The following is a 13,690-nucleotide window of genomic DNA, read 5'->3' as shown; positions in this document are numbered from 1 at the left end:
CCTGGACCGGGAGGCTCGTCGATGGAGGCTGGGGAGGGGCTGCTGGCATCGAGCGTAGCGTTGGGTTGCGCTCGAGAACGGGAGGACTCAGTTCGCCCGGGAAAGAGGCGGGAGGGCGACCGATGGCCGGTCCTGATTTTGTAACAGGCGTATCTGCGCGAGCTCTCGTTGCAACTGGTCGCGCTCAGCTTTGAGCTGCTGCAGTTCATCACGACGAATGGTGACGTACAAGGTTTGTGCAGGTCGTGCCGGTAGTACTGTGCCCATTGCTTCACCTCGCAAATGGCGGGTCTTGACTATGCTTCGCGATTCCCATTCCTTGCACAAAGCGCTATCACAGGCGGCGTAGTTGCAGCGGGTCCATACCGCGTTGTCTCGCCTGGCGGGGGCAATTTTATTTATTTTTCAGTCCAAGGGAACTTTTTTATTTTTCATGGTCCTGTGCCTTCGTGGCGATGGGCATCGTTATCCATCCATGGTTTGCGAAACTTCGCCGCAGGTGTTGCTGACTAATTTTCCATGAGCCCTGTTCCTGGGGGCGGTCGATCGTGGTTGTGCGACGCCAGGAGGGACGGCCGGAGACGCGAACCGGTCCGCCAAGGTAAAGATTGCGCTGTCTTGAGGCGCCTTGCCTTGTATAGTTGCGCACCTTGAAGTTTCACCTGGCCCGTTGGGCTATATATTTTTGATCTGGATTTTGGCAGTAGGAGCATCAGCACATGCAACTGGGGATTATCGGACTGGGCCGCATGGGCGGCAATATTGCACGGCGCCTGATGCTCAATGGGCACGAGACCGTAGTCTTTGACCGCAACACCGACTTCGTCGGCACCCTGGCCGCCGAAGGCGCCAAGGGCGTCGCCGACCTGCCGGCCCTGGTGGCTGGCCTGCAACAGCCGCGAGCGGTCTGGGTGATGTTGCCCGCCGGCGCGCCCACCGAAGAGACCATCGATACCCTGAGCCAGTTGCTGGAGCCGGGCGACGTGATCATCGACGGCGGCAACACCTACTACAAGGATGACATCCGCCGTGCCCGGGACCTGGCGCAGAAGGGCCTGAAGTATATCGATGTCGGCACCTCCGGCGGTGTCTGGGGCCTGGAGCGGGGCTATTGCATGATGATCGGTGGCGACGCCGATGAAGTACTGCGCCTGGACCCGCTGTTCGCTGCCCTGGCCCCGGGAATGGGATCGATCCCCCGCACCAAGGACCGTGTCGCCAGTGACGACCGCGCCGAGCGCGGCTATATCCACGCCGGTCCCGCCGGTGCCGGGCACTTCGTCAAGATGATCCATAACGGTATCGAGTACGGCATGATGCAGGCCTTCGCCGAAGGCTTCGACATTCTCAAGACCAAGAGCTCGGAAAGCCTGCCAGAAGACCAGCGCTTCGACCTGAATGTCGCCGATATCGCCGAAGTCTGGCGGCGCGGCAGCGTGGTCTCGTCCTGGTTGCTGGACCTGACCGCCGACGCCCTGGCCAGCGATCCCAAGCTGGACGGTTTCTCCGGTTCGGTGGCCGACAGCGGTGAAGGCCGTTGGACCATCGAGGCGGCCATGGAGCAGGCGGTGCCGGTTCCGGTGCTGTCCAATTCGCTGTTCTCCCGTTATCGCTCGCGTGGCCAGGGTACTTATGGCGACAAGATCCTCTCGGCCATGCGCTTCGGCTTTGGCGGCCATGTGGAGACCGGGAAGAAATGACCGAGCGAAGGAAGTCCAAGGCACTGCCGGCCCCGGCGACCACGCTGTTCCTGTTCGGCGCCCGTGGCGACCTGGTCAAGCGCCTGCTGATGCCGGCACTGTACAACCTCAGTCGCGACGGTTTGCTGGACGAGGGGCTGCGGATCGTCGGCGTCGATCACAATGCGGTGAGCGACAGTGAGTTCGCCACTTTGCTGGAAGACTTCCTTCGCGACGAAGTACTCAAGAAACAAGGGCAAGGGACCCGCATCGATGCCGACGTCTGGGCGCGCCTGACCCGGGGCATCAGCTATGTCCAGGGTGATTTCCTGGACGATGCCACCTATGTCGAGCTGGCGACGCGAATCGCCGCCAGCGGCACCGGCAACGCCGTGTTCTACCTGGCCACCGCACCGCGCTTTTTCAGTGAGGTGGTGCAACGCCTGGGCGCCGCGGGGCTGCTGCAAGAGGAGCCTGGGGCGTTTCGCCGGGTGGTGGTCGAGAAACCCTTCGGTTCCGATCTGCAGACCGCCGAGGCCCTCAATGCCTGCCTGCTCAAGGTCATGGGCGAGAAGCAGATCTACCGCATCGACCATTACCTGGGCAAGGAAACCGTACAGAACATCCTCGTCAGCCGTTTCTCCAACAGCCTGTTCGAGGCGTTCTGGAACAATCATTACATCGACCACGTGCAGATCACCGCGGCGGAAACCGTCGGGGTGGAAACCCGTGGCAGCTTTTACGAAAACACCGGCGCCCTGCGGGACATGGTGCCCAACCACCTGTTCCAACTGCTGGCGATGGTGGCCATGGAGCCGCCGGCGGCCTTCGGCGCCGATGCGGTGCGCGGCGAGAAGGCCAAGGTGGTGGGCGCCATCCGTCCCTGGACGCTGGACGAGGCCCGGGCCAACTCGGTGCGCGGCCAGTACAGCGCCGGCCAGCTGGACGGCAAGAGCCTGGCCGGATACCGCGAGGAAACCAACGTGGCGCCCGACAGCAACACCGAGACCTATGTCGCGCTCAAGGTGATGATCGACAACTGGCGCTGGGTCGGGGTGCCGTTCTACCTGCGTACCGGCAAGCGCATGAGCGTGCGCGACACCGAGATCGTCATCTGCTTCAAGCCGGCGCCTTATGCGCAGTTCCGCGATACCGAGGTCGAGCGCCTGATGCCGACCTACCTGCGGATCCAGATCCAGCCCGACGAAGGCGTGTGGTTCGACCTGCTGGCGAAGAAGCCCGGGCCGACCCTGGACATGGCAAGTATCGAGTCCGGCTTCGCCTACAAGGACTTCTTCGAGATGCAGCCGTCCACCGGCTACGAGACGCTTATCTACGACTGCCTGATCGGCGACCAGACGCTCTTCCAGCGTGCGGACAACATCGAGAATGGCTGGCGTGCGGTACAGCCGTTCCTCGACGCCTGGAAGCAGGACGCGAGCCTGCAGCAATATCCGGCCGGCACCGACGGGCCGGATGCGGGCGACCAATTGCTGGCCCGCGATGGCCGGGTCTGGCGCCCCCTGGGATGAGTGGCTCGAACGCCTATCCCATCGACTTTGTGCTGAGCGACATGGATGGCACGCTGCTGCGTCCGGACCACAGTCTGAGTCCACGAACCGTCGCCGCCGTGCGTGCCCTGCATGACGCCGGCATTGGTTTCAGCCTGGCCAGCGGTCGTCCGCCACGGGCCATGCGGCGGCAACTCGAAGAACTCGGGGTGGAACTGCCCAGCGCCGGATTCAACGGCGGCAGCATCGTCCACCCCGATGGTCGCTACCTGGCTCGTCATCATGTCCCGGTAGCGGCGGTCGTTACGGCGCTGCTGCTGTTCGCCTCCTATCCCCAGGTCGAGACCTGGGTCTTCGCCGACAACCAGTGGCTGGTGCGCGATCCCGACGGACCCTTGCTGCCGTTGGAGCAGCAGGCCCTGGGTTATGCGCCGCAGGTGGTGGACAGCTTCGAGGAGTACCTGCACTGCGTCGACAAGGTCGTGGCGGCCAGTAGCGACGGACGCTTGCTGAGGGAGCTGGAGGCACGCCTGCAACGCCAGACCGCGGGGCAGGCCCAGGTCTCGCGGTCGCAACCGCGGTTCCTGGATGTCACTGCCGTGCAGGCGGACAAGGGCCAGGCCTTGGCGACGCTCGCCGGATACCTCGGCGTGCCCCTTGCGCGCACTGCGGCCCTGGGTGATGGCGGCAACGATCCGGCGATGTTCCAGCGGGCCGGGTTGTCGATCGCCATGGGCCAGGCCGAAGAACAGGTCAAGCGCCTGGCCGATGTGGTCACCGGCACTAACCAGGAGGATGGCGCCGCCCAGGCGATCGAGCGCTATATCCTGCTGCGCTGAGCCTGCAACCGCTGCCAGGGGCCCTGGCAGCGTCGTCAATCCTTCTTTATAGCCAGTAGCTGACTGCGTACCAGCCCAGCACGCCCATCACCAGGGTGTAGGGCAGCGCCATCCATACCATGCGGCCATAGGACAGGCGCACCAGCGGCGCGATGGCCGAGGTCAGCAGGAACAGGAACGCCGCCTGGCCGTTGGGCGTGGCGACGCTGGGCAGGTTGGTGCCGGTGTTGATGGCGATGGCCAGGGTCTCGAAGTGTTCGCGGCTCATCTGCCCGTCCAGGAAGGCTTGCTTGACCTCGGTGATATAGATGGTGGCCACGAACACGTTGTCGCTGATGGCAGACAGCAGGCCGTTGGCGATGAACAGCATGCCCGGTTGGCGATCCGCCGGCAGCGCCAGCACCCACTGGATCAGCGGCGTGAACAGCTGTTGCTGGTGGATCACCGCCACCACGGCGAAGAACACCACCAGCAGGGCGGTGAAAGGCATGGCGTCCTTGAAGGCGTTGCCCAGCCGGTGTTCGTCGGTGATGCCGGTAAAGGCGGTGATCAGCACGATCACCAACAGGCCGATCAGCCCGACCTCGGCCACATGCAACGCCAGGCCGACGATCAATATCAGGGCTGCCAGGCCTTGCACCAGCAGGGCCGCGCGTTGGCGGGCCGTGCGCTGCGCATCGTCCTCGGCGGCGTAGTTGGCCAGGATCTGGCGGACATTGTCCGGCAGCAGGGTGCCGTAGCCGAACCAGCGCAGTTTCTCCAGCAGCACGCAAGTCACCAGCCCCGCCACCAGTACCGGCAGGGATACCGGGGCGACCTGGCGGAAGAAGTCGGCGAAGTGCCAACCCATCTCATGGCCGATCAGCAGGTTCTGCGGCTCGCCCACCAGGGTGCAGACGCCGCCCAGGGCAGTGCCCACAGCCCCATGCATCAGCAAGCTGCGCAGGAAGGCGCGAAATTGTTCCAGGTCGTCATGGTGCAGCGCTGGCAATTGCCGATCGTCGCCATAGCCGCTGTCCTGGCGCGGATCGTTGCCCGATGCCACGCGGTGGTACACCGAATAGAAGCCCACCGCGGCGCTGATGATCACCGCAGTGACGGTCAGGGCGTCGAGAAAGGCCGAGAGAAAGGCCGACAGGAAGCAGAACAGCAACCCCAGCAGCGTCTTGGAGCGCACCCCCAGCAGCAGCCTTGAGAACAGGAACAGCAGCAGCTCCTTCATGAAATAGATGCCGGCGACCATGAACATCAACAGCAGGATCACCGGGAAGTTGTGCACCAGTTCGTCGTACAGCGCCTGGGGAGTGGCCATGCCCAGCAACATCGCCTGCACCAGCAGCAGCCCGCCGGGCATCAGGGGATAACACTTGAGGGCCATGGCCAGGGTGAAGATGAATTCGAGCACCAGGCACCAGCCGGCGGCGGCCGGGCTGACCCCGAAGAACAGCAATGGGTTGAGTAGCAGGAACGCGACAATGCTTGCCTTGTACCAGCGGGGTGAGTGGCCGAGAAAATTATGGGCGAACGCCTGGGCCATTGAACCGGACATTGGCTGCTCCTTGTAGTGAGAAGCGCGCAAGTTGCCGCATGCGAGAAGGAGAATCAAGAAACGATGAAATCTTTTGCCACAATCTTTGGGGCTGTGTGCTTGCACCGTTCCCGGTTGAGGCGGGTGGCAAATAACCATTGACCTGCCATTTTCTCCTGTTCTAGGGTCGCGCCAGGCTGGCGCATGACGAATGCGGCAGTGCTTCACAGGTGTTGCAGTTCCATGTCATCACCTCAATGTTCATCTGCTCGATATTCAAAGGGGGCACGGCCAGGCACCGGTATTCGGCCTTGCAGGGAAAGCAGGCAAATAAAGGGAATTACCATGAAGGCGATACGCAAACTTGCAATGAAACTTGGTTTGGGCGGTGCGTTGCTGGCTTCTGTCAGCCTGGCAGGCGCTTCGCAACTGGTTCCGGCGCTGGGGTTGGCCAATGAACAATTCGCCAAGTCACCTGGCCCCTACAAGGTAGCGACCAATGCGGTCTTGAGTGACTGCCGTGGCTTGTTGGGAGTGCTGGCGAAGATCCTGTTGTTGGACAACAGCCTTCAATGCAACCAGTCATTTCCCTACGGGTTCAGCAATCCTATTTCCACCAGCGTCTATTACCCGGCCAATATAAAGAGCCTGGACAAGTTGCCGGTAGTCAACTTCGTCGGTGGCATTCTTTCCAACCAGGGGCAATACACCGAACTGTTGAGGCTGTGGGCCAGCTACGGTTTCGTGGTGGTGGTGTCTTCGGACTTCATCAATACCGCGCCGAGCATGCACGTCCTGGGGGCGGTGGAGCTGAGCAGGCTCAATCAGGATCCGACCTCGCCGCTATTTGGCAAGGTCGACCTGGCGCGGACCATAGTGGCTGGGCATTCGGCAGGTGGCGGGGCGTCGATTCTCTCCTCCAGCCTCATGCCCGAGACCTTGAAGGCCATTGACCCGCAACTCCAGTACATAGGTTCGCTGCCGATCGAGCCCGGGCCCATCGGCCTGGGCTCCACGGTCCGTACGCCGACGCTGGTGCTCACCGGCGCCGCGGATGTGGTGGTACCGGCCTGGGCCTGGCCGCGGCTGTGGCAGGGCGGTTTGATCAAGGCGGTGCCGGGATGGAGCGCCACCGCCCATAACGCCACGCACTTCAGCCCGGTGCGAAGCCTCAAGGAAAACGAGTTCGCCGGTATCACCACGGCCTGGATCCTGTACCTGGCCAAGAACGATCCCGCGGCCAAGGAGTACTTCGTCGGTGAAGACTACAAGCTCGCGCGGGATCCGCAGTTCATTCGCCTGTTCTTCAATCCGTTGCGGGTCCAGCGCAACGAAGTGGCTGACGAGCTGCGATAGCCTACATAGCTTGCATACATGAAAGGCTCCGGGAACCTCCATGGGTTGTTCCCGGTTTTCAGGGACTTCAAGCCTTGTCAAGGCCGATCCAGGCGTGCAGCTACTGGCACTTTGCAGGCTCGGGAGTTTTATTCACCCAATATTCTTCCAAGGCCGTTCATATATAAGCCAGTGGCGACTTCAGTGTTGGTTGATAGGTTGGCTAATGATTGGAAATGGCATTCATTGCAATGTCAGTGTCACTGCATTGTTATTAGAAATGAATACCTTGCAGGCAGCGTTATAGACCGCGTTGCAACCACAAGGACTCATTGACCCATGCCCGATATTTCACGCAGGAAGCTCTTGCAAGCCGCCGCCATCGGCTCGTTCTTTTCATCTTTGCCGGTTTCCATTCGCCAGGCCCTGGCAATACCGGCGAACAATCGCACAGGGACGATCAAGGATGTCGAGCATGTAGTCATCCTGATGCAGGAAAACCGTTCCTTCGACCATTACTTCGGTACTTTCCCCGGTGTACGCGGTTTCAGCGACCGCTTCACCATCCCGTTGTCCGGCCAGCGTGAAGTCTGGGAACAGCAGGGCAAGGGCCGGGTGGTCATGCCCTATCACCTGGACAGTTCCCGGGGCAACGCCCAGCGGGTCAGCGGCACGCCCCATACCTGGAGCGATGCCCACTCGGCCTGGAGCGACGGCCGCATGAATGCCTGGCCGACCTACAAGACCAACACCTCCATGGGCTACTACAGCGAGCAGGAGCTGCCATTCCAGTTCGCCCTGGCCAGTACCTTCACCTTGTGCGATGCCTACCACTGCGCGGTGCATGCCGGCACCAACCCTAACCGGCTGTTCCTCTGGACCGGCACCAACGGGCCGACTGGCGGGCAAGTGGCTGCCGTGGTCAATGAGTGGGATGGGCCGGGGCCAGTGAATGTCGGTTACACCTGGAAGACCTATCCCGAACGCCTGGAAGAGCAGGGCGTGAGCTGGAAGGTCTACCAGCATCTGCCGGACAACTTCGGCGACAACCCGCTGGCAGGCTTTCGCCAGTATCGGGCCGCCAGCGTGCAGGTGGGCAACCCGGCCCAGCCCCCCAGCGGCTTCAATGCCTTCGTTCCCTATACCGACGCGCTCAATGCCGTGGCGCCGCTGTACAAGGGCAACGGCAATACCTTGCCGGCCAGCACTGGCAGCAACCTGGAGGCCATCATCGGCGGCTTTCGCAGCGACGTGCAGGCCGGCAAGTTGCCCCAGGTCAGCTGGATCGTGGCCCCGGCGGCCTATTCCGAGCACCCGGGGCCGTCGAGCCCGGTCCAGGGCGGCTGGTTCACCCAGGAGATCCTGCAGGCCTTGACTAGCAACCCCGAGGTCTGGAGCAAGACCGTGCTGCTGGTGACCTATGACGAAAACGATGGCTTTTTCGATCATGTGCCGTCGCCCTCGGCACCTTCCCAGCGCAAGGACGGCACTTTCGCCGGCAAGTCGACCCTGGCGTTCGACAGCGAGCTGTTCAAGCATCCGGCTCCGGCCGGCTCGACCCAGCAGCCGCGGCCGGACGGCGGGGTCTACGGACCCGGGCCGCGGGTACCGATGCTGGTGCTTTCACCCTGGAGCCGCGGTGGTTGGGTCAACTCCCAGGTGTTCGACCACACCTCGGTGCTGCAATTTCTGGAAAAACGCTTCGGCGTCCGTGAGCCGAATGTCAGCGCCTGGCGCCGCGCGGTATGCGGCGACTTGACCTCGGCGTTCAACTTCGTCGATCCCAACCACGAGCCACTGCCAGCGCTGCAAACCACTACCCGCCAGGCTGCCGACAGCCTGCGCCAGCGCCAGGAAAAACTGTTGCCGGTGCCGGTGCCGTCGACCAGCAAGCAACTGGTGCCGCAGCAGAAGCGCCTGGCGCGTCCTTCACGGGCCTTGCCATATCGCTTGCACGTCGATAGCCAGGTCGACCACAAGGCCCGGACCTTGTCCCTGAGCCTGCAGAACACCGGCGCCCAGGGGGCCGTCCTGCATGTCTACGACGGCTTGCACCTGGCGGATATTCCCCGCCGTTATACGCTGGAGGCCGGCAAGGCGTTGCAGGACAGCTGGACAGTGGTCGAGCGCTACCAGCTCTGGGTTCTGGGCCCGAACGGGTTCCACCGCAGTTTCCACGGCCAGGTGCAACAACGTCAGCCGGAGCTATTGGTGACGTCCAGCCAGCACCAGTTGCAACTGACCCTGAGCAACCCTGGTGGGCAGGCCGCGACGGTCAGCATCGATCGTTGCCCTTATACCCAGCAGGGCCCGTGGACCTTGTCGATTCCGGCCGGGGGCGAGGTGCGCCAGGTGTTCCCCTGCGAGTCCAGCGGTGGCTGGTATGACCTGACCTTGCACAGTGATGGCGGCTGGTTGCGCAGGGTTGCCGGACGCCTGGAAACCGGCGAGCACAGCATCAGCGATCCACTGATGGGACGGCCATGAGCGAGGCCCAGGGAAAAATAATCGGAATGGCTGGAAACAGCAGTTCGTGGAGTACCGGAATGGTTTGCACGAGATGCTTGCTAGAACAACCAGGGCAACTAATGCCGCAACAGGGACAGTTATAGGGAAGGTCAAGCGTAAAGCTTGCTTAGTTGCTGGCTTAGAACAGCGGATCACCCGTTCGGGTGATCCGTTAACAGCATCGCTTACTTGGGCATGGCCCAGGATTGCAGTGCGTAGCCTTCCTGGCTCAGTTCGGCACGTGCCTGGTTGAGCAGGGTTTCCAGCTGGGCTGGGTCGGAGTAGGCGCTGCTGGGGATTTGCGCATGGCCGATACGGGTGCTGGTACGGTCGATGACGGTCAGGCTCAACTCGCCGTTACCGTCCTGTGGAGCCCAGGCCACGCATTGGAAAGGCTTGAATGCGCGGTCGGCGATCAAAAGTGCTTCGTTGATACGGAGCGGGGCGTTCATGGGGGTCTTCTCTCTATGGTGCCCAATCAAATGATGTGCCGTCGGTTGGGCTTACCGTTCGGCTGGTTATTTGTACTGATGCACCGAGGTGGGGGACGGGTCACACTGAAAAACAAGTTTTTACGTCTTTCGTGCGCAAGCCCCGGGGCAGAGCCCTTAGTTGCGGGGGGTTAAAAAAATAACTGCGACAATCGGTCGCTCAAGTGGCCCTCTCAAGTGGCACTTTAGTTCCTTTGGCAATCAGCGCTATAAGCAATCGATACATCCGTGCGTCAAGTTCTTGCTAATGTTACTGCCAGGTTTGCCAAACCACTGTTTCTAATAACTTTTCCTCACTGTGGCGGCAAGGAACAGTCATGCTCGAAGCTCCCGTGCAGCGTCGGTTGCTGGTGGTCGATCCCTGTGATGATTGCCACCGCTTGTTGCCTGGCTTGCGCACCATCGGTTGGGATGTCGACAGCTGTGACCTGGAGTCCGCCCGCGAGCGCTCCTGTGATGTCGGCTTGCTGCGCCTGCAACCTTTCCACCTGGAGCGCCCGGAAGCGGTCAAGGACCTGATCAGCCGCAGCGGCACCGAGTGGATCGCGGTGCTGAGCCAGGAAGTCCTGCGCCTGCAAAAGGTCGGTGACTTCGTCTGCGAGTGGTTCTTCGATTTCCACACCCTGCCGTTCGATGTATCCCGGGTCCAGGTGACCCTGGGACGGGCGTTCGGCATGGCCCGCCTGCGCGGTCAGGGCTCGGTCCATGTGGATCAGCCCGAACACGAGCTGCTGGGCGACAGCCGTACGATCCGCGATCTGCGCAAGTTGCTCGGCAAGCTGGCGCCCACCGAGTCTCCGGTATTGATCCGTGGGGAGAGCGGCACCGGCAAGGAGCTGGTGGCGCGTACCCTGCATCGCCAGTCCCTGCGTTACGACAAGCCGTTCGTGGCCATCAACTGCGGGGCCATTCCCGAGCACCTGATCCAGTCCGAGCTGTTCGGCCATGAAAAGGGCGCCTTCACCGGTGCCCACCAACGCAAGGTCGGACGCATCGAGGCGGCCAACGGCGGCACGCTGTTCCTCGACGAAATCGGTGACTTGCCCTTGGAACTGCAGGCCAACCTGCTGCGGTTTTTGCAGGAAAAACACATCGAACGGGTCGGTGGCAGCCAGCCGATTCCGGTAGATGTCCGGGTGTTGGCCGCTACCCATGTGGACCTGGAACAGGCCATCACCAGCGGACGGTTCCGCGAGGACCTGTATTACCGGCTCAATGTATTGCAGGTGATCACCGCACCCTTGCGCGAGCGCCATGGTGACCTGGGCATGCTGGCCAGCCACTTTGCGCATTTCTACAGTCAGGAAACCGGCCGCCGGCCCCGCAGCTTCAGCGAGGACGCCCTGGTGGCCATGGGCAAGCACGACTGGCCGGGCAATGTCCGCGAGTTGGCCAACCGGGTGCGGCGTGGCCTGGTGTTGGCCGAAGGGCGGCAGATCCAGGCCGGCGACCTGGGGCTGCAGGGCTTGTCGACCCAGGATGCGCCCATGGGCACTCTCGAAGACTACAAGCACCGTGCCGAACGCCAGGCCCTGTGCGATGTGCTGAACCGCCACAGTGACAACCTCAGTGTGGCGGCCAGGGTCCTGGGGATCTCGCGCCCGACCTTCTACCGTTTGCTGCACAAGCACCAGATCCGCTAGGGCGGAAAAAGGCCAAGGCCCGCAGCGATTGGGGAGTCGCTGCGGGCCTTGGCTTTGGGGCCGTTCAGAAGTAGTAGGGGAATTTCAGGCTGAAGGTGAAGTCCGGCGCGTCCTGGGTCATGCCCAGCGACAGGTTGGGCACGATGGTCAGGTGATCGGTGGCGGCGATGGTCATGCCGACGTTGAAGTACGCGGCGTTGGCGTCGCTGGACTGCACCGATTGCCAGTCCTGGTTCTTGTACTTGATCTTGCTCTTGCGCTGGACCTGGTCGGAAACCGAGAAGGCCATACTCATCTTCTCGTTCAGGGCGAAGGCTACGCCGGCGCCGACCTGGAAGCTGTCGCCCAACTTGACCTTCCCTGGGGACTTCTCGACCGGATTGGGGCTGATGTCGCTGAACGAGTCTTCCATGTTGTAGGTGTAGGACAGGCTGCCGAACAACACCGCGGGGTCGAAGGTCTTGACCAGGGAAATCCCCGGGGTGATGGCCCAGACGCCGTTGCCGGTCGGCAGGCTCTCCGGTACGGCCAGGTTGCTGTTGTCCTCTTTCCTGACAAACTTGATGCCGAAAGGGTCCTTGCCAGTAGGGGCCTTGACCCGCAGGCTGACCACGGCATCGGGCAGGCTCTCGGACTCGTCGAGGAATTTATAGGCGACCCCGACGTTGACATCCCCCAGGGTCGGGTTGCGGGTGACGGTATCTTCCGAAATGCGCTGCCCAGAACCGCCACTGGCACCGGCGGACGAATAGGTGGATTCGCGGTAGATCACCGGGGCGTTGATATCGAACTGCCAGCGATTATCCAGGTTGTAGCGGGCGGTCAGGTCCATGGTCCAGGTATCGGACTTGATCCGGTCCAGGTTGATGCTGCCCAGGAAGATCGAATCCAGGGCCAGGAAGCCGTTGAGGGTTAGCTGGCGAGTGTCGTAGCGGGCGTAGGTCAAGCCGGTCTCGAAGCTGAACTTGCCGCCGCCGAAGAAGCCGCTGGCCTCGTCGTAGAGGTTGGTCACACTCTGGGCTGGAGTCGAATCATCCTTGAGCGACTGCCCATAGCTGGCGCCACCGCCAGCACCGCCGGAGGCTGCAGTGGCTCCGGTACCGGCTACCTGCTGGTTGCCCTTGAGATCGGCCGGGGATTTCACCAGGCGTCTAGGTGGTGGCGCAGCGGGCTGGTCCTCGACCTGCCGGACCCGCTGTTCCAGTACTGCCAGGGCTTTCTGCTGCACTTCATAGCGCTGCTTCAACTCCAGAAGCTCTCGTTTCAGGGCCTCTACATCCGACTCAGGCGCTGCTTGCAGCGCCATCGGCAGGAGAGTACTCAAACAAACTGCCGCGCGCAGTGAAACCGATCGATACATGAAATAAACCGTCCCTTGTAAACCCCAATGGTCGAGAGCAGCGTAGTTCAGAATTTCAAATTGCGTAGTCCGTTCAGCGTCGTTAAGTTGCAGTCCAGCGCGCCGGTGCTGGGACCGTTATTTTGTAGGACAACATTGAGTTGCGTGAGGTTGTTCACCAAGTTGCTGTTGCCCAGCAGTCGAGTGTTCTGCAGGACGTTGCCCTGGGCTACTTGCTGCAGGCTACTGCCCTGGTGGGCGCTGGCCTGGATGGCCATCTGGATGCCGCCGCTGAGCGCCGAGACCGAAACAGTGCCAGCGGCGTTGCTGCTGGTAATGGTCTGGCCACTGAGCAGGGCCTGGCCTGGATTGTTGACCTGGACCGGCGCCTGGTTGGCCTCGCTGACGTTGATGCTGACATTGTTGTAGGCGCTGTTGCCGTCGCCCGCGGCGCGCACCACCTGGGTCACGCCCTGGCCGCTGCCCAGGCCAGCACCGCCGATCACATTGCCGGTACCCTGGGCCGGCGCGCTGCCGTTGCCGGCCTGGTTGATGGTGGTCACGTAGAACTGTGGCTGGACGGTGGACTGCTGGATCTGCAGGGTGCTGCTGGCGCCGATCAGGTCGCCGCTCGCATTGCGCCATGTGCTGTTCATGACGATGCCGAAGCTGATGATGCGCCCGGGCATCACATAACGGCCGCGCAGTTGCGAGAGTTCCTGGTCCTGCACTTCGATGGGCTTGAAGCCCGCATGGGCCGGAAGAGCTGCTGCCAGGCAGGCCGCGGCCAGCCAGTATGAAGTCTTCATCTGCTGCT

At 62.2% G+C, this 13,690-nt stretch carries 11 protein-coding genes; 6 read left to right on the top strand and 5 right to left on the bottom strand.

From position 1 onward, the window contains the following. Positions 1–87: 87 nt before the first annotated feature. Positions 88–267, bottom strand: coding sequence for a DUF6026 family protein (locus tag H7A76_RS24640; protein WP_185700909.1), 180 nt, complete (start codon positions 265–267; stop codon positions 88–90). A gap of 452 nt (positions 268–719) precedes the next feature. On the opposite strand from H7A76_RS24640, the gene gnd reads away from it, so the two are divergent. The 3 genes from gnd to H7A76_RS24625 are packed head-to-tail and all read left to right on the top strand — an operon-like array spanning position 720 to position 4,029. After that, a complete protein-coding gene (gnd, locus tag H7A76_RS24635; protein ID WP_185700908.1) occupies positions 720–1,700 on the top strand; it encodes a phosphogluconate dehydrogenase (NAD(+)-dependent, decarboxylating) in 981 nt (326 codons plus the stop codon). After that, entirely contained in the window at positions 1,697–3,211 is a 1,515-nt protein-coding gene (zwf, locus tag H7A76_RS24630) for a glucose-6-phosphate dehydrogenase (protein ID WP_185700907.1), read from the top strand. The genes gnd and zwf overlap by 4 nt, the downstream gene beginning before the upstream one ends. Beyond that, the gene (locus H7A76_RS24625; RefSeq protein WP_185700906.1) at positions 3,208–4,029 is read left to right on the top strand and encodes a Cof-type HAD-IIB family hydrolase; all 822 of its coding nucleotides are present in this window, start codon (positions 3,208–3,210) and stop codon (positions 4,027–4,029) included. The genes zwf and H7A76_RS24625 overlap by 4 nt, the downstream gene beginning before the upstream one ends. Before the next feature lie 46 nt (positions 4,030–4,075). Here the strand turns inward: H7A76_RS24625 and nhaB are convergent, their stop codons facing one another. Further along, positions 4,076–5,578 (bottom strand): sodium/proton antiporter NhaB, encoded by a 1,503-nt coding sequence (gene nhaB, locus H7A76_RS24620; protein WP_185700905.1) that lies wholly within the window; start codon positions 5,576–5,578, stop codon positions 4,076–4,078. 348 nt (positions 5,579–5,926) lie between these two features. Here nhaB and H7A76_RS24615 point away from each other — a divergent pair, with 348 nt between their 5' ends. Together H7A76_RS24615 and H7A76_RS24610 are read left to right on the top strand one after the other, a co-directional pair. After that, positions 5,927–6,913, top strand: coding sequence for an adenylate cyclase (locus H7A76_RS24615; protein WP_409519205.1), 987 nt, complete (start codon positions 5,927–5,929; stop codon positions 6,911–6,913). Between the two features lie 318 nt (positions 6,914–7,231). Continuing rightward, positions 7,232–9,379 (top strand): phosphocholine-specific phospholipase C, encoded by a 2,148-nt coding sequence (locus H7A76_RS24610; protein WP_185700903.1) that lies wholly within the window; start codon positions 7,232–7,234, stop codon positions 9,377–9,379. 206 nt (positions 9,380–9,585) lie between these two features. Here H7A76_RS24610 and H7A76_RS24605 read toward each other — a convergent pair whose 3' ends face one another. Next, positions 9,586–9,852 (bottom strand): hypothetical protein, encoded by a 267-nt coding sequence (locus H7A76_RS24605; protein WP_185700902.1) that lies wholly within the window; start codon positions 9,850–9,852, stop codon positions 9,586–9,588. Positions 9,853–10,208: 356 nt separating this feature from the next. Here H7A76_RS24605 and H7A76_RS24600 point away from each other — a divergent pair, with 356 nt between their 5' ends. Then, positions 10,209–11,534, top strand: a complete 1,326-nt coding sequence (locus H7A76_RS24600; protein WP_185700901.1) for a sigma-54 dependent transcriptional regulator — start codon at positions 10,209–10,211, stop codon at positions 11,532–11,534. Positions 11,535–11,598: 64 nt separating this feature from the next. On the opposite strand, the gene H7A76_RS24595 is transcribed toward H7A76_RS24600, so the two are convergent. Further along, positions 11,599–12,894: a hypothetical protein gene (locus tag H7A76_RS24595; RefSeq protein ID WP_185700900.1), complete on the bottom strand. Its 1,296-nt coding sequence runs from the start codon at positions 12,892–12,894 to the stop codon at positions 11,599–11,601. A gap of 47 nt (positions 12,895–12,941) precedes the next feature. Further along, on the bottom strand, positions 12,942–13,682 hold the full coding sequence (locus tag H7A76_RS24590; RefSeq protein ID WP_185700899.1) for a hypothetical protein: 741 nt from the start codon (positions 13,680–13,682) through the stop codon (positions 12,942–12,944). Between the last annotated feature and the right edge of the window lie 8 nt (positions 13,683–13,690).

It is taken from the genome of Pseudomonas sp. MSSRFD41 (assembly GCF_014230245.1).
Classification (GTDB): Bacteria; Pseudomonadota; Gammaproteobacteria; order Pseudomonadales; family Pseudomonadaceae; genus Aquipseudomonas; species Aquipseudomonas piscis.
The sequence above is the reverse complement of the archived record's forward strand: the minus strand, read 5'-3'. Positions and strand labels throughout refer to the sequence as shown.